Source organism: Bacillus sp. JZ39 (genome assembly GCF_053903145.1).
Genome location: NZ_CP096389.1, coordinates 2288357 through 2311734 on the forward strand (window position 1 = coordinate 2288357; position 23378 = coordinate 2311734).

At 44.5% G+C, this 23378-nt stretch carries 24 protein-coding genes; 8 read left to right on the forward strand and 16 right to left on the reverse strand.

Features of this window, described 5'->3' with window-relative positions:
* Positions 1–35 precede the first annotated feature (35 nt).
* From dsdA to M1D65_RS11675, 3 genes are all read right to left on the reverse strand, one after another.
* Positions 36–1382, reverse strand: a complete 1347-nt coding sequence (gene dsdA / locus M1D65_RS11665) for a D-serine ammonia-lyase (protein WP_276352853.1) — start codon at positions 1380–1382, stop codon at positions 36–38.
* 74 nt (positions 1383–1456) lie between these two features.
* On the reverse strand, positions 1457–2236 hold the full coding sequence (locus M1D65_RS11670; RefSeq protein WP_032726087.1) for an SDR family oxidoreductase: 780 nt from the start codon (positions 2234–2236) through the stop codon (positions 1457–1459).
* A gap of 5 nt (positions 2237–2241) precedes the next feature.
* Positions 2242–3201, reverse strand: coding sequence for an MBL fold metallo-hydrolase (locus tag M1D65_RS11675; protein WP_038829766.1), 960 nt, complete (start codon positions 3199–3201; stop codon positions 2242–2244).
* A gap of 404 nt (positions 3202–3605) precedes the next feature.
* On the opposite strand from M1D65_RS11675, the gene proC reads away from it, so the two are divergent.
* Positions 3606–4442: a pyrroline-5-carboxylate reductase gene (proC, locus tag M1D65_RS11680; protein ID WP_014477264.1), complete on the forward strand. Its 837-nt coding sequence runs from the start codon at positions 3606–3608 to the stop codon at positions 4440–4442.
* Positions 4443–4482: 40 nt separating this feature from the next.
* Here the strand turns inward: proC and M1D65_RS11685 are convergent, their stop codons facing one another.
* Positions 4483–6126: a M20/M25/M40 family metallo-hydrolase gene (locus M1D65_RS11685; RefSeq protein ID WP_276352856.1), complete on the reverse strand. Its 1644-nt coding sequence runs from the start codon at positions 6124–6126 to the stop codon at positions 4483–4485.
* A 171-nt stretch (positions 6127–6297) separates the two neighbouring features.
* On the opposite strand from M1D65_RS11685, the gene namA reads away from it, so the two are divergent.
* Both namA and M1D65_RS11695 read left to right on the forward strand, forming a co-directional pair.
* A complete protein-coding gene (gene namA, locus M1D65_RS11690) occupies positions 6298–7314 on the forward strand; it encodes an NADPH dehydrogenase NamA (protein ID WP_003230377.1) in 1017 nt (338 codons plus the stop codon).
* 109 nt (positions 7315–7423) lie between these two features.
* Positions 7424–8185 carry an alpha/beta fold hydrolase gene (locus M1D65_RS11695; protein WP_014477266.1) on the forward strand — a complete coding sequence of 254 codons (762 nt, stop codon included), beginning with the start codon at positions 7424–7426 and terminating at the stop codon, positions 8183–8185.
* Between the two features lie 42 nt (positions 8186–8227).
* On the opposite strand, the gene rpmG is transcribed toward M1D65_RS11695, so the two are convergent.
* Both rpmG and rnz read right to left on the reverse strand, forming a co-directional pair.
* Positions 8228–8377 (reverse strand): 50S ribosomal protein L33, encoded by a 150-nt coding sequence (rpmG, locus tag M1D65_RS11700; protein ID WP_003226511.1) that lies wholly within the window; start codon positions 8375–8377, stop codon positions 8228–8230.
* An 81-nt stretch (positions 8378–8458) separates the two neighbouring features.
* Positions 8459–9382: a ribonuclease Z gene (gene rnz, locus M1D65_RS11705; protein ID WP_014477267.1), complete on the reverse strand. Its 924-nt coding sequence runs from the start codon at positions 9380–9382 to the stop codon at positions 8459–8461.
* 226 nt (positions 9383–9608) lie between these two features.
* On the opposite strand from rnz, the gene zwf reads away from it, so the two are divergent.
* Positions 9609–11078, forward strand: a complete 1470-nt coding sequence (gene zwf / locus M1D65_RS11710; protein ID WP_456270581.1) for a glucose-6-phosphate dehydrogenase — start codon at positions 9609–9611, stop codon at positions 11076–11078.
* A 111-nt stretch (positions 11079–11189) separates the two neighbouring features.
* Here the strand turns inward: zwf and gndA are convergent, their stop codons facing one another.
* Both gndA and M1D65_RS11720 read right to left on the reverse strand, forming a co-directional pair.
* Positions 11190–12599, reverse strand: coding sequence for an NADP-dependent phosphogluconate dehydrogenase (gene gndA / locus M1D65_RS11715; protein WP_003230365.1), 1410 nt, complete (start codon positions 12597–12599; stop codon positions 11190–11192).
* A gap of 109 nt (positions 12600–12708) precedes the next feature.
* Positions 12709–13953: a DNA polymerase IV gene (locus tag M1D65_RS11720; protein WP_043940162.1), complete on the reverse strand. Its 1245-nt coding sequence runs from the start codon at positions 13951–13953 to the stop codon at positions 12709–12711.
* A gap of 72 nt (positions 13954–14025) precedes the next feature.
* Between M1D65_RS11720 and mifM the strand changes: the two genes are divergently transcribed.
* The 3 genes from mifM to M1D65_RS11735 all read left to right on the forward strand — a co-directional run bounded on the left by mifM (position 14026) and on the right by M1D65_RS11735 (position 16080).
* Complete coding sequence (gene mifM, locus M1D65_RS11725) at positions 14026–14313, forward strand: membrane protein insertion/folding monitor MifM (protein ID WP_010886563.1); 288 nt, start codon at positions 14026–14028, stop codon at positions 14311–14313.
* 30 nt (positions 14314–14343) lie between these two features.
* Positions 14344–15171, forward strand: coding sequence for a membrane protein insertase YidC (locus tag M1D65_RS11730; protein WP_003230359.1), 828 nt, complete (start codon positions 14344–14346; stop codon positions 15169–15171).
* Between the two features lie 180 nt (positions 15172–15351).
* The gene (locus tag M1D65_RS11735; protein WP_072173319.1) at positions 15352–16080 is read left to right on the forward strand and encodes a YqjF family protein; all 729 of its coding nucleotides are present in this window, start codon (positions 15352–15354) and stop codon (positions 16078–16080) included.
* 40 nt (positions 16081–16120) lie between these two features.
* On the opposite strand, the gene M1D65_RS11740 is transcribed toward M1D65_RS11735, so the two are convergent.
* Genes M1D65_RS11740 through mce form a run of 3 tightly spaced genes read right to left on the reverse strand, consistent with a single transcriptional unit; the run spans position 16121 to position 19192 of the window.
* Complete coding sequence (locus M1D65_RS11740; protein ID WP_003230352.1) at positions 16121–17236, reverse strand: tripeptidase T; 1116 nt, start codon at positions 17234–17236, stop codon at positions 16121–16123.
* Positions 17237–17253: 17 nt separating this feature from the next.
* Complete coding sequence (locus M1D65_RS11745; protein WP_410617636.1) at positions 17254–18777, reverse strand: acyl-CoA carboxylase subunit beta; 1524 nt, start codon at positions 18775–18777, stop codon at positions 17254–17256.
* The gene (gene mce / locus M1D65_RS11750; protein ID WP_021479984.1) at positions 18770–19192 is read right to left on the reverse strand and encodes a methylmalonyl-CoA epimerase; all 423 of its coding nucleotides are present in this window, start codon (positions 19190–19192) and stop codon (positions 18770–18772) included. The genes M1D65_RS11745 and mce overlap by 8 nt, the downstream gene beginning before the upstream one ends.
* 89 nt (positions 19193–19281) lie before the next feature.
* Between mce and prli42 the strand changes: the two genes are divergently transcribed.
* On the forward strand, positions 19282–19374 hold the full coding sequence (gene prli42, locus M1D65_RS11755; RefSeq protein WP_003226489.1) for a stressosome-associated protein Prli42: 93 nt from the start codon (positions 19282–19284) through the stop codon (positions 19372–19374).
* 19 nt (positions 19375–19393) lie between these two features.
* On the opposite strand, the gene M1D65_RS11760 is transcribed toward prli42, so the two are convergent.
* The 5 genes from M1D65_RS11760 to artP all read right to left on the reverse strand — a co-directional run bounded on the left by M1D65_RS11760 (position 19394) and on the right by artP (position 23236).
* The gene (locus M1D65_RS11760; protein WP_047182850.1) at positions 19394–19924 is read right to left on the reverse strand and encodes a L,D-transpeptidase; all 531 of its coding nucleotides are present in this window, start codon (positions 19922–19924) and stop codon (positions 19394–19396) included.
* Between the two features lie 51 nt (positions 19925–19975).
* Complete coding sequence (locus M1D65_RS11765; protein WP_014480207.1) at positions 19976–20944, reverse strand: aromatic acid exporter family protein; 969 nt, start codon at positions 20942–20944, stop codon at positions 19976–19978.
* 70 nt (positions 20945–21014) lie between these two features.
* The gene (gene artR, locus M1D65_RS11770; RefSeq protein ID WP_003230342.1) at positions 21015–21737 is read right to left on the reverse strand and encodes an arginine ABC transporter ATP-binding protein ArtR; all 723 of its coding nucleotides are present in this window, start codon (positions 21735–21737) and stop codon (positions 21015–21017) included.
* Positions 21730–22389 (reverse strand): arginine ABC transporter permease ArtQ, encoded by a 660-nt coding sequence (gene artQ, locus M1D65_RS11775; RefSeq protein ID WP_003230340.1) that lies wholly within the window; start codon positions 22387–22389, stop codon positions 21730–21732. Before artQ ends, artR begins: the two co-directional genes overlap by 8 nt.
* 79 nt (positions 22390–22468) lie before the next feature.
* Positions 22469–23236, reverse strand: coding sequence for an arginine ABC transporter substrate-binding protein ArtP (gene artP, locus M1D65_RS11780; protein ID WP_004398706.1), 768 nt, complete (start codon positions 23234–23236; stop codon positions 22469–22471).
* Positions 23237–23378 lie beyond the last annotated feature (142 nt).

Consider the following 23378-nt stretch of genomic DNA (forward strand, 5'->3'; position numbering starts at 1 on the left):
CAAAGATTGTAACGGAAAACCTTTTCACTGTCTGCTTATTTTTCATTTCGTTTTTTTAGCAAATCAGCACCGATTCGGTTATACGCAGCCATTTCATCTTTTGGAACCATGCTTCCTCCCGTTCCCCAGACGACATGTACGGCATGTTCCATCTTATATTTCTGAGCATAGTGCCTTCCCTCTTCTGTCGTAAAAAGCTGAACCGGCCCGAACATGCCGGCAAGAGCAGAGGGCTCTAAATATTTATCTTCAGATACAGCCAGCATATGAAGCAAAGTATAAAGCGTATTGTCCTCTACCGTATAACAGCCGCTCAGAAGCGGTTCAATCAGCTTGCCGACAAATCCTGACGGCCTCCCTACGGCAAGTCCGTCAGCAGCCGTCTGATTATCCAGGCCGATATCCTGGACGGAGATCTTCTCGTGAAGTCCTGAATAAAGCCCTAACAGCATACAAGGTGAATGAGTTGGTTCTGCGAAAAACACATGAACATGATCTCCGTATAAAAGCTTCAGCCCAAATGCTACACCGCCCGGTCCTCCGCCGACTCCGCACGGCAGATACACAAACAAGGGCGTCTCAAGACTTGGCTTTATATTCATACAGTCAAGCTGTGTTTTTAATCGGCTTGCAGCAACAGCATATCCTAAGAACAGCTGACGAGAATGTTCATCATCAATAAAATAACAGAATGGATCTTGTTCCGCCTGCCGTCTCCCTTCGTTCACCGCTTCGCTGTAATCTGTTTCGTACTCCATAACAATGACTCCCTTTTGGCGGAGGAGATCCTTTTTCCACTGCTTAGCATCGGCGGACATATGCACTGTCACGCGAAACCCGAGTGCCGCGCCGATGATGCCGATGCTTAAACCTAGATTTCCTGTCGAACCGACAGCAATCGAATAGCGGGAGAAAAACCCGGTAAACCGCTCTTCCTGTAAGATGCGGTAATCATCGGTTTCCTGAAGCATCCCTTCTTGAAGCGCGAGATTTTCAGCATGCTTTAACACTTCATAAATCCCGCCCCTCGCTTTAATCGATCCTGAAATCGGAAGCTCATGGTCGCACTTTAAAAGCCATCTTCCCGGAAATGGCTGCTGATATGTTGCTTCCAGCTTTTCCTTCATATGCTGCACCTCAAAAAGCGGAGACTCGATGATTCCTTTAGCGCCTTTCGTCTCAGGAAACACCTCGGCAATGTAAGATGCAAACCGCCGCATTCTTTTTTCCGCTTCCGCTATCTCGGTTGCCCACTCATCTGCACGGGGTATTGGCCCCTCTTTCTTGCCTGAATTTGCCCAGAATACAGGCTCTGCATCAATCAGTTTCTGAATAAACGGATCTTTAAGCAGAGCATGAAGGACTTCTGAATGAACTAACATTCAACAATCTCTCCCTTCCACTATCAAAAACTGCCTCGTTCGAATCAAGCCATTCCATAACAGGCAGTTCCATATTATTTTTTCATGAGCGCGCGTCCTGCCAGCTTTTCTACAAGAGCTGGAAACAGCTGATACAGTTTAGTGCCGGCATTCATTAAACGCGGAAGATTGATCTCCCGCTTTTTCGTAAAAATTGCAGCTGTAATTTGAGCTGCCACGTCATCAGGATCAAGCATCCAGCGGCCGACATTTTTGGCGTAGTCCCCGCCTTTATCAGCAATGGAAAAAAAGTCCGTCTGAATCGGTCCCGGGTTGACTGTTGTCACATAAATGCCGGTTCCTGAAAGCTCCATCCGCAAAGCGTTTGAGTAACCTAACACGGCATGTTTGGTCGCGGAATACAGGCTAGACTTCGGTGTTGCGATTTTCCCCGCTTGAGAGGCGATATTGATGATATGGCCCTTTTTTTGCTCAAGCATTTGCGGAAGCACCGCTTTTGTACAGGCGATCAGGCCGAAGACATTCACATCAAACATCGCTTTCATGTCATCCAATGTAGAGTCTAAAACCGTTTCAAATATACCAAAGCCCGCATTGTTAATCAGTACATCAACCGAGCCGATCTGATCGCGGACCCGGGCGATATCCTCTAGGCGGCCGACATCCAGAGGAAAAAGCTCACACTGTCCGCTCCATTCTTCGGTTATTTTCCTTTTGATTTCTATCAAACGATCCTCGCGTCTAGCCGACAGAAGGACATGGGCTCCTTCAGCCGCGCATAAGTATGCGATTCTTTCACCAAGCCCTCCTGAAGCGCCGGTTATCCAAATCCTTTTTCCCGCTATATGTTTCACCCATTTCACCTCTTCATTGTTTTAAAGTATGCGGTATTTCCTTCCCAATATGACGTGATGGCTTCTTCAGCCTCCAACACATCAAGGTGACCTGCCGTTTCTGACATCGTTAAAAACAATTCTTTTTCATATACAGCAGGAAAAAGCTGCTGACAGACCTGAAAAGCGGTCATCGGCTTTTCATCCAGCATGCGACGAACATCCTCCGTCCTGTTCCTCTGCTTGTCAAAACGCTTCTCAATCAGCGCTTGTACACTGGTGATAGGCTCGCCGTGACCAGGAAATACGATTGTTGGATCAAGTTGAGACAGCCTTCGCAATGACCGCTGATAATCCACTAAAGGCTTTGACCTGACGTCTCCCGCTTTCGGCGCTTCCAAAATCGGATTAGATGAGCTGTTTGCCAGCAGTAGATCGCCGCCAAGCATCCTTCCGCTTTTTTCATGGAACAGAACGATATGCGATTCAGCATGTCCAGGCATCTCCAACACAGACCAGCCCTCAAGCCCATCTATGCCCATACCTTCTCTGATTGATTTTGTCAGAGATCTCGTACAGGAAAATGCGTACGCTGACCGAATCAGCTTTTCCGCCTTCCCCGTATCAAATGGAACGCCTAATTCAGGCAGCAGCTTTTGAAAAAAACGTTTTTGCCAATCCACAAAGGCTTGATTTCGGCTGATATAAGGTTCGTTGAACGCATGCCCAATCACTTCGATTTCATCTGAAAAGACATCAAGCAAGCCTGCATGGTCAGCATGATGGTGAGTCAGTACAACCTGCTCGATATCTGATATTTTCACATTTACAGCAGCAAGCTGCTCTTGTAGGGCTCTGGCAGCCTCTTTTGTATTCGGCCCGGCATCGATAAGTGTCAGCGCATCACCTTTTACGAGGTAAACGATAACATCGCCGACAGCAAACGGTGTCGGGACGCGGATCGCAATTACATCTTCAGTTGTCATCCTTTCGCTCCTTGTCTTCATTCATTATTCATATTTTAGCTTTTTCTCGGTCTTGTGTCATTATTGCAGAATGAGAACAAACCTTTTTGAAAAAGCTATTGACATTAGCTTGTCCGCCATTGCATAATGAACAACAAACTAAAACGAGAACCATTGGAACGCTATGACGAGGAATAGTATACAAGGCAATGGCCTAAGAGAGCGATACCCCCGGCTGAAAGGTGTTGCGGCCCGCTTGTTTGTAGAACCTGCCCTCAAGTCGCGGTTAGGAAAACCTAAACGTTTCCCGCGTTACGGGGATTTGAGCTGAGCACAATTTGTGCTAATGAGGGTGGTACCGCGAACCTTTTCGTCCTTTACGTGATGAAAAGGTTTTTTGTTGTTCTGATAGAAGGAGGATATCAATGAAAAAGATAGGATTTGTCGGCGCCGGGTCAATGGCAGAAGCAATGATCAACGGCATTTTGCAAAGCGGCATCACAAAACCAGAACATATCTATATTACAAATCGCTCAAATGACGAGCGTCTGATTGAATTAAAGGAAACGTACGGCGTGCGTCCATGCAGAGATAAAAATGAGTTTTTCACTCACACCGATATCATTATCCTCGCTTTCAAACCGAAAGACGCGGCGGAAAGCATCGACAGCATCCGGCCGTATATCAAGGACCAGCTTGTCATTTCAGTACTTGCAGGCCTTACCATCGAAACCATTCAGCATTATTTTGGCAGAAAGCTCGCGGTCATTCGCGTCATGCCTAATACATCAGCGGCAATCAGAAAATCAGCAACCGGATTTTCCGTAAGCACGGAAGCAAGCAAGAATGATATTATTGCCGCAAAAGCTCTATTGGAAACAATCGGTGATGCAACACTGGTTGAGGAGCGGCATCTTGACGCTGTCACTGCAATCGCAGGCAGCGGCCCGGCCTATGTGTATCGTTATATTGAGGCGATGGAAAAAGCAGCACAAAAAGTAGGATTAGATAAAGAAACGGCAAAAGCACTCATTTTGCAGACAATGGCAGGGGCAACAGATATGCTCCTCCAAAGCGGCAAACAGCCGGAAAAGCTGCGTAAAGAAATCACCAGTCCTGGGGGCACTACAGAGGCAGGTCTTCGCGCTTTACAGGACTCCCGCTTTGAAGAAGCAATTATTCACTGTATTGAAGAAACAGCTAAACGGAGCGCAGAAATCAAAGAACAGTTTGCCGGTGCCGCCTTAGAGAGACACTCTTAGATGTAAGGACAAAAACAGAAGGCACAGTGCCTTCTGTTTTTTATTTTTCCCGCAGCAGCTGGCCGGCAGATTCTGATTGCTTTAATAGCGCGGAGATCGTAAATGAAAGCAAATCGGGAAGCACTTCAAAGGAATAAGGCATATACAATCTTTCCGTCCATTTATGCGGGTCTTTACCAGCCGGACCGACATTTAAAACCGGGACATATAAAGCCTGATTTTTACCGCTTGGCAATGAATACCCTCTGTTAAAGAGCGGCATATTGCTTGTGTATGCATCAACCTCCTGCTTTTCCAGCTGAAGATAACTCAAGTCCGAAAGTCCGGGGAAGTACTGAACCTCCCGTAATGCAATGCCGTATCGCTCAGCCGCATAATGCTTTAACTGATCTGCTGTATTTCTGATCAATTGATCATCCTTTGAAGAAACAGCTGGATAAAGCGGCGGACTATAAAACAGAACGATGAGCGGCGCATCCTCCTTACAAAGCGAAGCAAGCTCAGAAACAATTTTCGTCGAAAAATCCCTGTCTCCAAGCTCGCCCCTGTTAGCAAAGGCATAATTTAGAGCCCGCTCTGTTTCCGAGATCCCCGCACGCTTTTTTGCACGCGAGACCAGCTCATCAAATGTCAAAACAGTGACGTCCCGCTCAATCGGCTGAAATGGCTCAAATTGTTGAAAATCCTGTGTTTTCTTCCGAACGTTCGACATGATTTCCTCCGCCGCCTGTTCTGCTGTTTTAAGCAGCATCTGATGCAGCTCACTAGCTGAGCGTTTCATTGACAGCACATTAAATAATGTGACAGCTGTATGCGGTGTCTGGACTGAATATGCCTCTTTCAAGTCCTTTTGCATTAAGTTTACCGGCGGCGGAGTGACCTCGCCATCAACCTTTTCGCAATAATCAGCATTCAGTTCAAGCAAACGGTTAATCTCAGATACCATTAAATTTGCGTTTAGGCCTGAAAACGGCTCTCCAACATGTGTCTCAATCCCCTTGCAGAAAAAACCCGCAAGCACCTTGCCAATGCTTCCTGTATAAAAATATTGCTGCTGATCGCCGGGAAATTTTTCAAACATCGGTTCGGCATTCAGGCAAGCGGTTAATGTGATATCATGCTTTTTCTCCATTTCCTTCAATGCAGGAACCGCTTCAATCATGCCTCTTGAATTCACTTCCTCGTCCGGAACCGTTATCAACAGCAGATTGCCCTCAAAATGCCCGTTCATTGCCCTCTCCAGCATCGACAGTTGAACACAAAGCCCCGCTTTCATATCCATCGTCCCTCTTCCGAACAGCCAGTCTCCGCTTTCGGCATCTCTTCTCACACTTTCCGGGAGCAGCTCTTTTTTCTCTAAAAAGGAGCTCAAAAGCTCAGCAGGCTTGCAAGCCATATGTTTAAATTCGCCGTAATCTTCTATGTCAACGACATCAAAATGACTCAGCAGAAGCACTGTCTTTTTGACATTCTTCTTTTTGACTAGAGCCGTAAGAAAAGATCTGCCATCGTCCATCGGATGAAGTGTTACATCATCAGGGTGCTTTTGAAAATAGGGCTTGTCCTTCAAAATAAAATAAAGATACTCTGCAAGCGCTGCCTCGCCCTTTGAACCGGTGATGCTTTCGTATTGCACAAGAGAAGTTAAAAGTGCCAGCAATTCGTCCTTCGTCTGCCAATTCATTGATTTCGCCCCTCCTATGAATAAAAATGCTTCTATACTGAAAAATAAACTGATTTCTCGTTTATTATACAGAAATGTTTGACAAAAGCGGTTCTTTTGAGCAGTTTATATGACGGGAAAGAAATGACTTGATATAATCAATCTCTAAAAACCTTACGGGAGGCGAAAGAAATGGCCAGAAAATTATTTACACCTATTACAATTAAAGATATGACGTTAAAAAACCGCATTGTCATGTCGCCAATGTGCATGTATTCTTCTCATGAAAAGGACGGAAAATTAACACCGTTCCACATGGCACATTACATATCGCGCGCAATCGGCCAGGTCGGACTGATTATTGTAGAGGCGTCAGCGGTTAACCCTCAAGGACGAATCACTGACCAAGACTTAGGCATTTGGAGCGACGAGCATATTGAAGGCTTTGCCAAACTGACTGAGCAGGTCAAAGAACAAGGTTCAAAAATCGGCATTCAGCTTGCCCATGCCGGACGTAAAGCTGAGCTTGAAGGAGATATCTTCGCTCCATCGGCGATTGCGTTTGACGAACAATCAGCAACACCTGTAGAAATGTCAGCAGAAAAAGTAAAAGAAACAGTTCAGGAGTTCAAGCAAGCGGCTGCCCGCGCAAAAGAAGCCGGCTTTGATGTGATTGAAATTCATGCGGCACACGGATATTTAATTCACGAATTTTTGTCTCCGCTTTCCAACCATCGCACAGATGAATACGGCGGCTCACCTGAAAACCGCTATCGTTTCTTGAGAGAGATCATTGATGAAGTCAAACAAGTATGGGACGGTCCTTTATTTGTCCGTGTATCTGCTTCTGACTACACTGACAAAGGCTTAGACATTGCCGATCACATCGGTTTTGCAAAATGGATGAAGGAGCAGGGAGTTGACTTAATTGACTGCAGCTCAGGCGCCCTTGTTCACGCAGACATTAACGTATTCCCTGGCTATCAGGTCAGCTTCGCTGAGAAAATCCGTGAACAGGCGGACATGGCTACTGGTGCCGTCGGCATGATTACAGACGGTTCAATGGCTGAAGAAATTCTGCAAAACGGACGTGCTGACCTCATCTTTATCGGCAGAGAGCTTTTGCGGGATCCATTCTTTGCAAGAACTGCTGCGAAACAGCTCAATACAGAGATTCCGGCCCCTGTCCAATACGAAAGAGGCTGGTAATGCCCATAAGAGATATCCTGTAGAGGATATCTCTTTTTTTATTTTTAGAGAAACGATCGGCTAAGGTTCTCCGTCTCCCTAGTAGAACCAATTAGAGGAGATGACTCCAATGAAATCAGCTTGGATGGAAAAGACATATACAATTGACGGATGTGCGTTTCATACACAACACCGGAAAGGATCAAGCGGTGTAACGATTGTCTTTGAGGCCGGCTATGGTACTTCTTCTGAGACGTGGAAACCATTAATGGCGGACATTGATGATGAATTTGGCATTTTCACATATGATCGGGCAGGCATAGGAAAAAGCGGGCAAAGCAGAGCTAAACGAACAGCTGATCAACAAGTGAAAGAATTGGAGAGTTTGCTTAAAGCAGCTGATGTAAAACCTCCTTATTTGGCTGTTTCACACTCATACGGAGCTGTCATCACCGGTTTATGGGCCTGCAAAAACAAGTATGATATTATCGGCATGGTCCTTCTTGACCCAGCTTTAGGCGATTGCGCCAGCTTTACCTTTATACCCGAAGAAATGCACAAATCACATACGAGAAAGATGATGCTTGAGGGCACACATGCTGAGTTTTCAAAAAGTCTGCAGGAGCTCAAAAAGCGGCAAGTCCACTTAGGAAACATGCCTCTTCTTGTGTTGTCATCAGGAGAACGGACTGAGAAATTCGCTGCTGAACAGGAGTGGCAAAACTTGCACAGCAGCATATTGTCTCTATCTAACCAAAGCGGCTGGATTCAAGCTAAAAACAGCTCCCACAACATCCATCATGATGAACCTCATATCGTTCACTTGGCTATTTATGACGTATGGTGCGCAGCGTGCCAGCAGGCCGCTCCTCTTTACCAGGCAGTCAATTAACGTAAAAAAGACCGGGCCGTAAGGGATTCCCGGTCTTTTATATTATTTTGTTTCACGATGAAGGGTATATTTCTTTAAACGCGGTGAATATTTTTTCAGCTCCAAACGGTCTGGATTGGTGCGTTTATTTTTTGTTGTGATGTAATTTCGGTCTCCCGTTTCAGTGCAGGCTAAAGTAACATTTACTCTCATAATTAACACCTCCTTATAAAACGTAATTATTACGTTTTATTATACAACGTCATCACAAATTGTCAAATAAGAGCTCCGCCTTCAGCCTCGCGGGACGTTTACCTCTAAGAAATCATATGCCGCCACGCTATTGGGGAAAACGTCAACCGCTTCTTTTTGAAGCTCCAAAGAAGCATCTCCCTGATATCTTGCGCTGATATGGGTTAAAATGAGCTGCTTCGCTCTTGCTTCTTTCGCTGTTACAGCCGCTTGTTCCGTTGTACTGTGATAATAATCATAAGCAAGTTTACGGTCTTCCTTAGCAAAGGTTGCTTCATGAACAAGCACATCACAATCCCTCGCAAGCTCTTTTAGTTTGTCACTTACTCTCGTATCACCGGAGAACACAACAGATCTTCCCTTTTTAGGAGGCTCCAGAAAATCATTCCCATTGATGATTCGTCCGTCTTCAAGCGTTACCGTTTCGCCTTTTTTGATTTTCTGATATACAGGTCCGGGCGGGATGTTCATTTCTTTTAATACATCAGCCTTCAAGGAACCCGGTACGTCTTTTTCCTGCACACGGTACCCGAAGGCTTCCACTCCATGAATAACAGATACCGCTGTGACAATAAACTGATCGTCCTCAAACACGATTCCTTCTTCAATTTCCTGGACCGCAAGCGGATATGTCAAATGGGTCTTCGTGACGGCAAGGCTTGTTTCAATAAACGCCTTGATCCCTTTAGGTCCGTACACTGTCAGCTCGTCCTCTCCGCCTTGAAAGGAACGGCTCCCCAGAAGCCCCGGAAGTCCGTATACATGATCGCCGTGCATGTGTGTAATAAAGATTTTCTCTATTTTACGAGGTTTAATCGTTGTATGTAAAATTTGATGCTGTGTGGCTTCCCCGCAGTCAAAAAGCCATACCGAACGCCTTTCTTCAAGCAATTTTAATGCCACCGACGTTACATTTCTCGCCTTGGCGGGAATGCCGGCTCCCGTCCCTAAAAAAAGTAATTCCACGTTTCCTTCCTCCTACTAGAACCAGATACCTACAAGAATACAGGATCAAGCTCAAAATGTGAATCTTGCCTCTGAAAAGAACAATCCTTTCGTGCTAGAAACATTTTTTCAGCATTCTGCTTAAAAAAGGGCTTAAATGTTTGCTTTCGTTGAATTTTAGATTTAAAATGAAGGAAATATACGGGGTGTACTAAAATAAAGCTTCGAATAAAGTGAGGTACTTTTAGTGAAAACAAACCAACAACCAAAAGCAGTAATTGTCATATTCGGTGCAACTGGAGATTTAGCAAAACGAAAATTGTATCCGTCTATTCACCGTTTATATCAAAACGGACAAATCGGAGAAGAGTTTGCAGTGGTAGGAGTTGGAAGAAGACCTTGGTCTAATGAGGATCTTCGCCAAACTGTTAAAACATCCATTTCCTCATCTGCAGATAAGCATATAGATGATTTCACGTCTCATTTTTACTATCACCCGTTTGACGTGACAAACCCTGGTTCTTATCAAGAGCTAAACGTATTGCTTAACCAGCTGGAAGATACATATCAAATTCCTAACAACAGAATGTTCTACTTGGCAATGGCTCCTGAATTCTTCGGAACGATTGCAAAAACATTAAAATCAGAGGGTGTAACAGCTACAACCGGCTGGTCCCGCCTTGTCATCGAAAAACCGTTCGGCCATGATCTGCCAAGCGCACAGGCATTGAATAAAGAAATCCGCGAAGCATTTACGGAAGATCAAATTTACAGAATCGACCATTATCTAGGCAAACAAATGGTTCAGAACATTGAAGTGATTCGATTTGCCAATGCGATTTTCGAACCGCTTTGGACAAACCGCTACATTTCAAACATTCAAATCACATCTAGCGAATCACTAGGCGTTGAAGACCGCGCAAGATATTACGAAAAATCAGGCGCCCTTCGCGACATGGTGCAAAACCATATTATGCAGATGGTTGCCCTTCTTGCAATGGAGCCGCCTATCAAATTGAACACAGAAGAAATCCGCAGCGAAAAAGTGAAGGTGCTGAGAGCACTGCGTCCTATTGCAAAAGACGAAGTGGATGAATACTTTGTGCGCGGACAATATCAAGCTGGTGAAATTGACGGTGTACCGGTTCCTTCTTATACAGAAGAAGATAATGTCGCTTCTGACTCCAATACAGAAACCTTTGTTGCCGGCAAGCTCTTGATTGACAACTTCAGATGGGCTGGTGTTCCATTCTATATCCGTACAGGAAAACGAATGAAAGAAAAGACCACAAAAATTGTCGTTCAATTTAAGGACATTCCGATGAACCTGTACTACGGCAATGAAAACAACATGAATCCCAACTTGCTTGTCATTCATATTCAGCCTGACGAAGGCATCACGCTTTACCTAAATGCTAAAAAGCTTGGCGGAGCAGCACACGCGCAGCCAATCAAACTCGATTATTGCAGCAATTGCAATGACGAGTTGAACACCCCTGAAGCATATGAAAAACTAATTCACGACTGTCTTCTTGGCGATGCAACAAACTTTGCACACTGGGATGAAGTTGCCCTTTCTTGGAGCTTTGTCGACTCTATTTCTGAAACATGGGCAGCAAACAAAACCTTATCTCCTAACTACGAATCAGGCTCCATGGGACCGAAAGAATCTGATGATCTTTTGGCGAAAGACGGCTTACACTGGTGGAATATATAATAAGAAGAAAAAAGCCGAAAATGTTTACAAGCATTTTCGGCTTTTTTACGCTGAACAATCTCTTTAATAACAAAACCCCCAAAGCTTAAGAGCTTCGGGGGTTTCTATTGATTACTTCATCCATTCAGTATGGAAGATGCCTTCTTTGTCAGTACGCTCATACGTATGAGCGCCAAAGTAGTCGCGCTGTGCTTGGATTAAGTTTGCAGGCAGTACGGCTGTGCGGTAGCTGTCATAGTAGGCCAATGCGCTTGAGAATGATGGCACCGGCACACCTTGGGCAACTGCAAGTGAAATCACTTGGCGAAGCGCTCCTTGGTAGCTTTCTACAATATTCTTGAAATAGCTGTCAAGAAGCAGGTTGTCAAGCTCAGGCTCGCGATCGTAAGCTTCTTTGATCTTCTGAAGGAATGCCGCGCGAATGATGCAGCCACCGCGGAAGATCATAGCGATTTCACCATATTTCAGATCCCAGTTGTATTCTTCAGAAGCAGCTTTCATTTGGGCAAATCCTTGCGCGTACGAGCAGATTTTACTCATGAACAACGCTTTTCTGACCGCTTCAATCAGCTCTTCTTTATTTTCTGTAACAGGCTTCACTTCTGGTCCTGAAAGAAGGCCGCTCGCTTTCACACGCTCTTCCTTCATAGCTGAGATAAAGCGCGCGAATACAGATTCAGTAATAATCGGAAGCGGAACACCTAAGTCAAGTGCGCTTTGGCTTGTCCATTTTCCTGTTCCTTTTTGGCCTGCTTTATCAAGAATCACATCAACAAGCGGTTTGCCTGTTTCTTCGTCTTTTTTCGTAAAGATGTCAGCTGTAATCTCAATCAAGTAGCTGTCAAGCTCACCTTTATTCCATTCAGCGAAAACTTCGTGAAGCTCATCAGCAGAAAGGCCCAGCACCTGTTTCAGAATGAAATATGATTCAGAGATCAGCTGCATATCTCCGTATTCAATTCCGTTGTGCACCATTTTTACGTAATGGCCGGCGCCGTCCGGACCGATATATGTCGTACAAGGTTCTCCGTCAACTTTTGCAGAAATGGCTTCAAGAATCGGTTTTACAAGCTCATGTGCTTCTTTTTGTCCGCCAGGCATGATAGAAGGTCCTTTAAGCGCCCCTTCTTCTCCGCCGGAAACGCCTGTTCCGATAAAATGAATGCCGCTTTCAGCGAGTTCTTTGTTACGGCGCTGTGTATCTTTATAGTATGTATTACCGCCGTCAATTAAAATATCATCCTTCTCTAGATGAGGAAGAAGAGATTGAATTGTCGCATCTGTTGCAGTTCCCGCTTTAACCATTAATAAGATTTTGCGCGGTGTTTCCAAGGATTGGACAAATTCTTCAATGCTGTAAGTGCCAACAACATTTTTTCCTTTTGCCTCCTGTAAAAACTCCTCAGTTTTACTGCTTGATCTGTTGTAAACAGAAACAGAAAATCCCCGGCTTTCGATATTTAAAGCCAGATTTTTACCCATGACCGCAAGTCCGATAACGCCGATTTGTTGTTTTGACATATTCTAACGTCCCTTCTGCAAACGTTTAATCATTTTAAAATTTAAATTAAAATAAAATGATATTTATAATAAAGAAATTACCATACATTCACCCTTTTTTTCAAGCGATTCAGCTTTTCTTTTCATCTTGAAAAAAATCTTTATTAAAGCTTGTTCCCTGTGTTTTGCTCTCCTCTTTTTTTAATGTTGCCCCTTTTCTGATCAGTTTGGTACCGTACTTTTTATTCAGCTTTTCCATCATCTGCTGAATGGGCTCATCCTTCGCATCCTCATTAAAGCTGAACAAATCGAGCTGCTTATAGGCCTGCTCTTTTTCTACTAAATCCGTTCCGGTAATGCCAAGCAGCCTGACAGGATTTTTACTCCAATGTTTAAAAAAGAGGTGCTCCGCTTCTTTCAAAATGTCGTTTTTTTGATCAATCGGGTTTCTCAGCGTGGTGCTTCTTGTGATGGTTTTCCAATCCGCATATCTAATCATAATAAAAAGCTTCGAAGCCATGACTTCCTTTCGCTGTAAACGGGCACTCACAGAAGCGGCAAGCTTTCTAAAAACGCCTAACAGCTCTTCTTCATCACTGGAATCATGGGAAAGTGTCGATGAGTTGCCGACGCTTTTAAATTCGTAAATGCGCTCCGGGTCAACCGGCGCATGGTGAATGCCATTTGCTTTATTTTTAAGGCGCGGACCGTTGATGCCAAGCAGGCGCTTCAGCGAGTGTTCATCAGCTGCAGCTAGCTCTCCGATTGTATGGATGCCGAGTCCCTTCAGTTTTTCCGCTGTCTTTTTGCCGACTCCGTGCATCTCTCCAACAGGAAGCGGCCACAGGATATCAGGCACTTGCCTCTTTCTTAAGATCGTAATTCCAAGCGGTTTTTTCATATCAGACGCCATCTTAGCGAGAAATTTATTCGGCGCGATTCCTATGCTTGACGGAAGCAGCAGCTCTTTTTGCAATCTGCTTTGGATTTCTTTTGCCGTCTCCAGAGCGCGGCTGCTGTATGGTGTATCGGTCATGTCCATATAGCCTTCGTCGATGGAGACAGGCTCCACCAGGTCAGTATATTCACGGAGAATGGTAAACATTGCTCTGGAAGAGTTTCTATAGCGGTCAAAGTTCGGCGGAAGAACGATGAGCTCAGGACAATGGCGCTTCGCTTGCCAAACCGGCATCGTTGTTTTGACGCCGCGCGCTCTTGCTTCGTAGCTGCATGTTACCACAATGCCCTTTCGCTCCTTTACGTTTCCGGCAACTGCGACCGGCTTTCCCCGGAGAGCCGGATCATATGCCATTTCAACCGACGCATAAAAGCTATTCATATCAATATGGAAAATAATTCGGCTCTTTCCCGGCATAAACAAATCTCCTTTTCGGTCATTAGACAACAGCTTGTACATATAGTAAAATGAAGCTATTGAATGGATGTGATGACAATGTTTGTGGAATCGATAAATGACGTTTTATTCTTAGTCGATTTTTTCACAATTATTCTTCCTGCTCTGACGGCAATCGGAATTGCATTTCTCTTACGGGAGTGCCGTGCGGGCGAGCAATGGAAATCAAAACGAACAGATGAACATCAGACGGTCTTTCACATTAACCGAACAGACTTTCTTATTATTATATATCATCGCATTACAACTTGGATACGTAAAGTCTTCCGCATGAATTCGCCTGTGAACGATGAGGAAGACGCCGGTTCTCTTCTTTTATAAACCGCATTTATAAAAAGGAGGAGAACAAAATTGTTAAAAACATATCAAAAACTTTTGGCTATGGGTATCTTTTTGATCGTATTATGCTCGGGCAATGCTGCATTTGCAGCGACTAATCAGGTGGGAGGCCTCAGCAACGTAGGTTTTTTCCACGATTATTTAATCGAACCGTTTTCCGCTCTGCTTAAGGGTGTTGCCGGGCTGTTTCACGGAGAATACGGACTCTCTATTATCCTCGTAACCATTATTGTGCGTATAGTTGTATTGCCTTTGTTTGTCAATCAGTTCAAAAAACAGCGCATCTTCCAAGAGAAAATGGCCGTTATTAAACCTCAGGTTGACAGTATCCAGGTTAAGTTGAAAAAGACGAAGGACCCGGAAAAGCAAAAAGAGCTGCAAATGGAAATGATGAAGCTGTATCAGGAGCATAATATCAACCCGCTTGCGATGGGCTGTCTTCCAATGCTGATTCAGTCTCCGATTATGATTGGGCTTTATTACGCGATTCGCTCAACACCTGAAATTGCGTCACACTCGTTTCTATGGTTCAGTTTAGGGCAATCTGATATTCTCATGTCCCTTAGTGCAGGGATTATGTATTTTGTCCAAGCCTATATCGCTCAAAAACTGAGCGCGAAATATTCCGCTGTCCCGCAAAACCCTGCGGCGCAGCAATCCGCAAAATTGATGGTGTTCATCTTCCCTGTGATGATGACGATTTTCTCGCTTAATGTGCCGGCAGCCCTTCCGCTGTACTGGTTTACAAGCGGACTGTTTTTGACAGTGCAAAACATCGTCCTTCAGATGACGCATCATAAAAGTAAAAAAACAGCCGCTCTTACTGAGTCGGTGAAATAAAAAAGCAACCCCGTGCGAAAAGCCGGGGTTGTTTTTTGTTACTTGCAAAGCATACCGCGCCAAACAGTCTTGTTTATCATGGCTGAAGCAGAAATGGCCATCCAAAAAATAGCCGTATCGTTTAAAAAGAAGGAAATCGGGAATACCTTTACTCATCTCCAAACGAAAGGAGCATATACGTTGACGGAACACTTTCAGCAAAAAAACATTTCTGTACCTGAAGGAATCTGGATCATGAGACAAACCTGGAATGATGTCTTATTTGCTCACTGGCCTGTTGATGTTTCTATCCTTCGCGCTTTGGTACCGTCCGTTTTAGAATTAGATACATATAACGGGCAAGCTTGGATCAGCATGCTTCCCTTTATGCTCACGAACCTGAGGGCGCGTTATCTTCCTGCCATTCCCGGTGCGCGTGCATTTCCTGAGCTTAACCTCCGCACCTATGTCACGTATAAAGGTAAGCCCGGCATTTATTTTTTTAGCTTAGATGCCGATCATCGTCTGGCGGTCCTTGGCGCTCGCACATTCTTTCATCTGCCTTATTTTTACGCGGATATGAAAGCCGAAAAAAACGGTGATGCCATTGACTATGTCAGCAAGCGGAAAGATGACAAAGAAGCAGCATTCCACGCCGCATATCGGCCCATTTCAGCGCCTTTTACAGCAGAAAAGGATTCGCTCGATTACTGGCTGACAGAACGGTATAGACTCTATACTACCAATCAAAGCAAACTCTATTACGAAGACATCCATCATCATCCATGGCTGCTGCAAAACGCCGAAGCGGAAATTTCAGTCAATACGGTGACTGATGCTCACGGCATTACATTGCCAGAGTCAGATCCCTTGCTTCATTACGCTAAAAAACAGGATGTGTTATTTTGGCCGCTTAGGAAACGGAGCTAAAAAAACCCGATGCGGGAAATCGCACTCGGGTTTTCTTTTTTTATTTTGCCGCCTCTTCAATAATGGCAACAACCATTTCTGCCGTTTTAACGAGCTCTTCGATCGGCATTTTTTCATTTTTTGTATGGATTTGCTCATAACCGACAGCAAGATTGACCGTCGGGATGCCATGACCAGCGATTACGTTCGCGTCGCTTCCGCCGCCGCTCGTTTGCAGCTCGCTTGGACGTCCGATTTTAGCAGCCGCTTTCTTCGCGATTTCAACAACTTGGTCGCCGTCTTGATATTTAAAGCCCGGATACATAACCTCAATTTCGACTTCTGCGCGTCCGCCCATATCAGCAGCTGCCTCTTCAAAAGCAGCTTTCATTTTTTGAACCTGAGCTTCCATTTTCTCAGGAACTAAAGAGCGCGCTTCAGCAAGAATATGAACTTCGTCGCACACAATGTTTGTTTGTGTGCCGCCTTCAAACCGGCCGATATTAGCTGTTGTTTCTTCATCGATACGGCCCAATGGCATTTTTGAAATGGCTTTGCTAGCGATTGTAATCGCTGAAATGCCTTTTTCAGGTTCAACCCCGGCGTGAGCGGTTTTCCCGAAAATTGCCGCTCTTACCTTCGCCTGTGTCGGCGCGGCCACAATGATATTTCCGACTTTTCCGTCTGAATCAAGGGCATAGCCGTAGGATGCAGTGATCATAGAACGGTCAAGAGCCTTCGCTCCGATCAGACCCGATTCTTCCCCTACTGTGATGATGAATTCAATCGTGCCGTGTTCAATGTTTTCTTCTTTCAGCACCTTAATCGCCTCAAACATTGCAGCCAATCCCGCTTTATCATCAGCGCCTAAAATCGTCGTGCCGTCAGTTTTGACGTAACCGTTCTCTACAACTGGTTTTACGCCGTTTCCGGGTACAACTGTGTCCATATGAGATGTAAAATAGATCGTATCTGTTTGTTTTGTCCCTTTTAGCGTGCAAATCAGGTTACCGGCTCCGTGGCCCGTGATATCCATTGTATCGTCTTCTTTAACGTCCACACCTAAATCAGAAAATTTTCGTTTCAGCACTTTGCAGATTTCAGCTTCGTGCTTTGTTTCTGAGTCAATTTGGACAAGCTCTAAAAATTCTTCCAGCAGGCGTTTTTCATTCACCATTTGTAAGTCCCTCCATATTAAAGCGGTATGTTACCGTGCTTTTTTTTCGGTCTCTCTTCTGTCTTATGTGCAAGCATATGAAAAGCTTGAATCAGTCTTCCCCTTGATTCTTCCGGCAAAATGATGTCATCGACCATTCCACAAGCGGCCGCTTTGTATGGGCCGGCGTTTTGCTTTTTGTATTCAGCTGTTTTTTCGCGTTTCGTCTTTTGCGGGTCAGCTGAAGCTTTGATTTCCTTTTCATACAAAATCGATGCCGCACCTTCTGGACCCATCACTGCGATTTCAGCATTCGGCCATGCAAACACAAGGTCCGCTCCGATTGCTTTGCTGTTCATGGCCACATAGGCGCCGCCGTACGCTTTTCTAATGATGAGTGTGACTTTTGGGACAGTCGCTTCTGCATAAGCAAACAATAATTTTGCTCCATGCCTGATGATTCCGTTGTGCTCTTGCTGAATACCGGGCAGAAACCCCGGGACATCCTCAACAGTCAACAGCGGGATATCAAATGCGTCACAAAAACGGATGAACCTTGCTGCTTTATCAGCAGCGTCAATCGTCAAGCTTCCCGCCAGATGCTTCGGCTGGCTCGCCACGATGCCGATTGTTTTTTCACCCAGCCTTGCAAACCCAATGACAATGTTCTTCGCAAAAAATGGCTGAATCTCAAAAAAAGACTGCGGGTCGGCCATCTCCTTAATCACCGTCCGAACATCATACGGCTTTGTCGTGTCAGCAGGCACTAGACGGTTTAATAACGGTCTGGACGCCTCTTTCTCTGGCTTCGGCTCTGTTGTCCGGCCATTCAGCGGCAAATAAGACAGCAGTTTTCTCACCCCTGTCAGAACCTCCTTCTCCGTATGCCCGGAAAAGTGGGCGTTTCCGCTGACGGCATTATGTATCCCCGCTCCGCCTAAGCTCTCCGCATCAACCTGTTCCCCTGTCACTTTTTCAATCACCTTCGGGCCGGTAATAAACATCCGGCCGGTCTGTTCAGCCATAAATATAAAATCTGTGAGTGCCGGAGAATATACAGCGCCTCCAGCGCACGGCCCTAAAATAACCGATATTTGCGGAATGACTCCGGAATATAAGACGTTTCGGTAAAATATGTGACCGTATCCATCTAATGATACCACACCCTCTTGAATTCTCGCACCACCTGAGTCATTCAGCCCGATAATCGGCGCCTTATTTTTTGCTGCCAGATCCATCAAAGCGCAGATTTTCCTGGCATGGGTTTCGCCAAGCGCCCCTCCGAATACTGTGAAGTCTTGCGCAAATACATAAACTGAGCGGCCGTCAATTGTGCCGTACCCTGTCACGACCCCATCCCCTAACATGCGCTGTTCTCTTGTTAACACTTGACTTTCCATGAAGGGGTGTAATTCGATAAAGCTGTCCTGATCTAGAAGAAATATGATCCTTTCCCGAGCAGTGAGCTTGCCCTTTTGCCGCTGCTGAGCCAGCTTTTCCTGTCCTCCGCCTTCTTCTGCCTGCTTGCGTTTCGTGTATAAATGATCCATGTGCTCATTCATGCTCATTGTGTTGGTCTCCTTTCGGTTCACAAAGCTCTATAAGAACACCGTTTGTTTCCCGAGGGGAAATAAACGCGATCTTTTTCCCATTTGCCCCCTGTCTTGGATACCTGTCAATCAATCGAACATGCCGGTCAGACAATGCTTGAAGCTGTTCAGATAGGCCGTTGCACAAAAACGCAATATGATGCAGTCCCTGCCCTTTCTTCTCCAAAAATAAACGGACGGGGCTGTCAGCTGTCAACGGCTCTATCAGCTCAAGTTTGACGCTACCAGCTTGAAAAAAAGCAACATTCACCTTTTGTTCTTCAACCGTTTCTTGATGAAGAAATGCAAGCCCCAATACATTTTCATAAAAGCTTCTAGCATCTTTTATCGAAAAAACGGCTATCCCGATATGGTCAAGCCTGTTCATTTGCATCCCTGCTTTCGCTAATAGATATCGCTTGTCCACCCATTCAAAACACGCTAAAATATAGACAGATTGTTTAAGGAGTGAAAATCATGTCTCAAAAACTGATGAAAAGCGTTTTGATCGTGATTTTGGGAGTTTTTATTCTTTCAACTGTACTCTCAGGAATCGTTATGTTTTTATAACGATAAAAAAGCAGGCGCCTTATTCAATGGGAATATCCTGCTTTTTTATCAGAGCTTTATGCTCGATGGCAATCTCCTCAAAAGAGCGGTTGTCGTCCGTGATCAGCACTCTCGTTCCTACTGGTATCGTTTGAAACAAATGAACGACCTCATCGTTATGCATACGTATACAGCCGTTAGACACAAATTTCCCTACTGATTCCTCTCGGTTTGTCCCATGAATTCCATAAATCCGCCCGTCCGTTCCTTTCGCGTCAAATCCGATCCATCTGGCCCCAAGCGGGTTGTCAGGAGATCCCCCTTCAATATTTTTCTTTCTGTAGTAAGGATTTTCAGCTTTTACCGTTACCGAAAACTCTCCTTCAGGCGTCAAATCATCTGTTTTTCCAGTCGCCACACTGTACACGCCTTCTACTTTGTTGTCGAGGATAACAGCAAGTTCATTTGTTTGCTTGTTGACAATAACATATGGATCACCCGGCAGCGGATTTTCGCCGAGCGGCCAAATCGGTGAAATCATCATAAAAATCGAACATAAGAAAAAACGCATAAGCTCCTCCTTTTTCATTAGGTTGACCAATGAAGGAAGAGCTCATGCGAATCATCCGAGTGATTTTTGCGCTTTTATTCCTTTAAAATAACTTTTAATCACTAAATATTGTTCCATTTCGCCGAGAAGATGGAAGAGAGCGGCCCTCGCTTCAAATTCCTCTCTAGTCGCAGGAAGCGGCATCTCCTCAAATTCTTTTCTCATGTCAGCAAGTCTTTTCAGAAATTTGTACGCTGTATTCCCAGGGTGTATCGCCTCCCGCAAATCATGAATAAATTCAGCGATCATTTTTCCCTGATCTACCGTAATGGAGATCGATGTCACTTTAGGGAGAAGGCGTTCGATAATTTCAAATTGCTTTTCTCTCATTTTAAAATAATGATAATGCAGATTTTCATAACGCAAAATGTGGTTTTGCACATCTCGATATGCCAGGTTTTTAGCCTCCGTAATGAGCTGGTGCGTTTCCGGAATTTCTTTTCCTGACCAATCTTGCTCACCAGTTAACAAATACCGTTCGATTTCTGCAAAAATGACAGCAAAGTTATCCTCTATCTTTTTGCGGTAGGCAATCAGTTTCCGGTCAAGACTAGGCATATACAAGTTCATCAATAGAGCGACGCCGATGCCAACCGTAATCAGCTGAACTTCATTCCAGATGAAAGCAAGCGTAATGCCGCCGGACATGTATAAATGAAGGATAATAACGGAACTGGTGACGATACCCTCGTTAATTTTTAACAGAACCGTTATCGGAATGAATATCAAAAGAAGCGCTCCGATCACAAACGGGTGGTAGCCAATAAGCTCGAAAAAGAGATAAGAAAAAACAATTGCCAGACAACATGCCGCAAAGCGGGCCCATGAGGCCTGAAGCGACCGTTTTTGTGTGATTTGTATGCACAAAATGGTGATGATTCCTGCTGATGCGAAGTTTTGCAAATGCAATAACTGGCTTATATAAATAGCCAAAGCTGTTCCTAGCGCGGTCTTTATTGTGCGATAACCAATTTTAAACATGTCGGACTCCATTTCTATTTGTTTCTTCAATAAAAAAGAAGAGGCGGCCAGCCTTCTTCTTTTTTATATTCTATAATATTTTCTCTAAAAAGTCCTGCGCTCTTTTGGATTTTGGCGACATAAAAAATTCCTTCGGATTGCCGTCTTCGACAATCATTCCTTGGTCCATAAACAGCACACGGTCTGCCACTTCTTTTGCGAAGCCCATTTCATGTGTGACAATCACCATGGTCATGCCGGTTTCGACCAGCTCTTTCATCACCTGTAGCACTTCTTTAACCATCTCTGGATCAAGGGCGGAGGTCGGCTCGTCAAACAGCATGATGTCCGGATTCATCGCAAGAGCCCTGGCAATCGCGACACGCTGTTTTTGTCCGCCAGACAAACGGTTTGGATAGTCATTTCGCTTTTCAAACAAACCGACTTTGCGGAGCAGGTCCTCAGCTTTCTCCTGTGCAGCCTGTTTTGTTTCTTTTTTTACATTGACCGGCGCGTACATGATGTTTTCGAGAACCGTTTTGTGCGGAAAGAGATGAAAATGCTGAAAAACCATCCCGATGTTTTCCCGGACCTTTAATGTGTTGGTTTTTGGCTTCGTAATCTCTGTGTCTTTTATTGTAATGGTTCCGCCGTTAGGCTTTTCCAACAGGTTTAAACAGCGTAAGAACGTTGATTTGCCTGAGCCTGAAGGACCGATCACGGCAACAACCTCACCCTCAGCGATTGTTGTTGAAATGTTTTTTAATACTTCGTGTTTCCCAAATGATTTTGACAGCTTTTCAACCTTAATCATTGGATTTCAGCTTCCTTTCTACAGCCTTGCCGATAAACGTTAAAATCAGGACAAGCACATAATAAATCAATCCCGCGATAATGAGCGGCTCAAGGTAATTGTAAGTGGCGGCGCCAGCTTGATATGCGCGTCTCATGACATCACCAAGCCCGATGACGGTAACGATCGCCGATTCTTTTGTTAACGTAATTAATTCATTCACAATTGCAGGTGATATATTTTTGAAGGCCTGCGGCAGCAGCAGATCCTTCATCATTTTTCCATACGGGACACCGAGTGCAACAGCAGCTTCTTTTTGCCCTTTATCAATGGCATTGATTCCGGCTCTAATAATTTCCGATACATAAGCGGCGGAATTCAAAGACAATGCGACAACCGCAGCCCAAAACTGGTCAATTTGAAATCCGAGCAGCTGAGGAAGGCCAAAATAGACAATCATAAGCTGCAGCACTAAAGGCGTGCCTCGGAACACTGATGTATAAAAATCAGCGATCCAGATAAACGGGCGGAATGTGCTGATCTTGCATAAGCTTAGCACAATACCGAGTATAAGTCCGATAATAGCAGATACAACAACAATTTTTAATGTAATTGCCAAGCCTTCTAATATAAAAGGAATTTGGGGGATCGTTGCTGAAAAATCCAAATTCATAGCCTTTGTCTCCTTTTCTTACAGGAAAAAAGTTTCCTATTCAATAAAAAGGCTCAACGAAAAAGTTGAGCCGCTTTTTTTACTTCTCGCCAGTGAACCATTTTTTCTTCAATTTCTCAAGCTCTCCGTTATCTTCCATTTCCTTGAGCGCTTTATTGAATTTGTCTGTCAGTTCACTGTCCTTTCTGAAAGCAATTGCTGAACCGGCTTCTTCCGCTTTCGCATCAGGAATCACAAAGCCTTGCAGGTCATCATTTGATTTGAAATACCCTTCTGCAACAATGTCTTCAATAATCGCGGCATCGAAGCGGTCAGATTTGATTTCCTGCACCAAATCAGAAATTCTGTTGCGGTCTTCTGTTTTAAAACCATATTCCGGAGAAAGCTCTTTCCCCTTCTCTTCCTGAATAGAGCCAAGCTGAACGCCAACTGTTTTTCCTTTCAGGTCTTTCAAAGATTGAATGCCGCTGTCTTTTTTGCTGACAATCATATGGTTCGCTGTGTAATACACATCTGAAAAATCAACTTGTTTTTTACGCTCAGGCGTTGGTGTCATTCCTGACAGAACGAGATCCACCTGTTTTGATTTAAGCGCTGTAATTAAGCTGTTGAAGTCCATATCCTGCACTTCAATTTCATAGCCTGCCTTCTTTGCCAGAGCTTTTGCCAGCTCTACATCAAAGCCGACAATATTATCTCCTTCTTTATATTCAAACGGTTTGTAATCCGCCGAAGTACCCATAATTAATTTTTTCTTTCCGCTTTCTGAACCTGAATTGCTTGAGCCGCACGCAGTTAATGCAAAGGTGATGCAAGCAGCTACAAGTAATAAGAGCCATTTTTTCATGATCCATTTCCCCCGTATTCATTACTTTTGGTGTATTTGAATATTTATTCGTTAATTTGTATTTTAAACAGTTTCTTATTTTTATGCAATACTATTTTTAAAAATTATCTTCAAGCTTATCTTTCCAGTGATCTCTTTTTGA

What these genes read in the sequence shown, in the direction of transcription:
- dsdA (WP_276352853.1), bottom strand. Translation starts at nt 1,382, where the DNA reads ATGTTAGTTCATTCAGAAGTCCTTCATGCTCTGCTTAAAGATCCGTTT.
- M1D65_RS11675 (WP_038829766.1), bottom strand. Translation starts at nt 3,201, where the DNA reads ATGACAACTGAAGATGTAATTGCGATCCGCGTCCCGACACCGTTTGCT.
- proC (WP_014477264.1), top strand. Translation starts at nt 3,606, where the DNA reads ATGAAAAAGATAGGATTTGTCGGCGCCGGGTCAATGGCAGAAGCAATG.
- M1D65_RS11685 (WP_276352856.1), bottom strand. Translation starts at nt 6,126, where the DNA reads ATGAATTGGCAGACGAAGGACGAATTGCTGGCACTTTTAACTTCTCTT.
- namA (WP_003230377.1), top strand. Translation starts at nt 6,298, where the DNA reads ATGGCCAGAAAATTATTTACACCTATTACAATTAAAGATATGACGTTA.
- M1D65_RS11695 (WP_014477266.1), top strand. Translation starts at nt 7,424, where the DNA reads ATGAAATCAGCTTGGATGGAAAAGACATATACAATTGACGGATGTGCG.
- rpmG (WP_003226511.1), bottom strand. Translation starts at nt 8,377, where the DNA reads ATGAGAGTAAATGTTACTTTAGCCTGCACTGAAACGGGAGACCGAAAT.
- gndA (WP_003230365.1), bottom strand. Translation starts at nt 12,599, where the DNA reads ATGTCAAAACAACAAATCGGCGTTATCGGACTTGCGGTCATGGGTAAA.
- M1D65_RS11720 (WP_043940162.1), bottom strand. Translation starts at nt 13,953, where the DNA reads ATGCCGGGAAAGAGCCGAATTATTTTCCATATTGATATGAATAGCTTT.
- mifM (WP_010886563.1), top strand. Translation starts at nt 14,026, where the DNA reads ATGACAATGTTTGTGGAATCGATAAATGACGTTTTATTCTTAGTCGAT.
- M1D65_RS11740 (WP_003230352.1), bottom strand. Translation starts at nt 17,236, where the DNA reads ATGGTGAATGAAAAACGCCTGCTGGAAGAATTTTTAGAGCTTGTCCAA.
- M1D65_RS11745 (WP_410617636.1), bottom strand. Translation starts at nt 18,777, where the DNA reads ATGAATGAGCACATGGATCATTTATACACGAAACGCAAGCAGGCAGAA.
- mce (WP_021479984.1), bottom strand. Translation starts at nt 19,192, where the DNA reads ATGAACAGGCTTGACCATATCGGGATAGCCGTTTTTTCGATAAAAGAT.
- prli42 (WP_003226489.1), top strand. Translation starts at nt 19,282, where the DNA reads ATGTCTCAAAAACTGATGAAAAGCGTTTTGATCGTGATTTTGGGAGTT.
- M1D65_RS11760 (WP_047182850.1), bottom strand. Translation starts at nt 19,924, where the DNA reads ATGCGTTTTTTCTTATGTTCGATTTTTATGATGATTTCACCGATTTGG.
- M1D65_RS11765 (WP_014480207.1), bottom strand. Translation starts at nt 20,944, where the DNA reads ATGTTTAAAATTGGTTATCGCACAATAAAGACCGCGCTAGGAACAGCT.
- artR (WP_003230342.1), bottom strand. Translation starts at nt 21,737, where the DNA reads ATGATTAAGGTTGAAAAGCTGTCAAAATCATTTGGGAAACACGAAGTA.
- artQ (WP_003230340.1), bottom strand. Translation starts at nt 22,389, where the DNA reads ATGAATTTGGATTTTTCAGCAACGATCCCCCAAATTCCTTTTATATTA.
- artP (WP_004398706.1), bottom strand. Translation starts at nt 23,236, where the DNA reads ATGAAAAAATGGCTCTTATTACTTGTAGCTGCTTGCATCACCTTTGCA.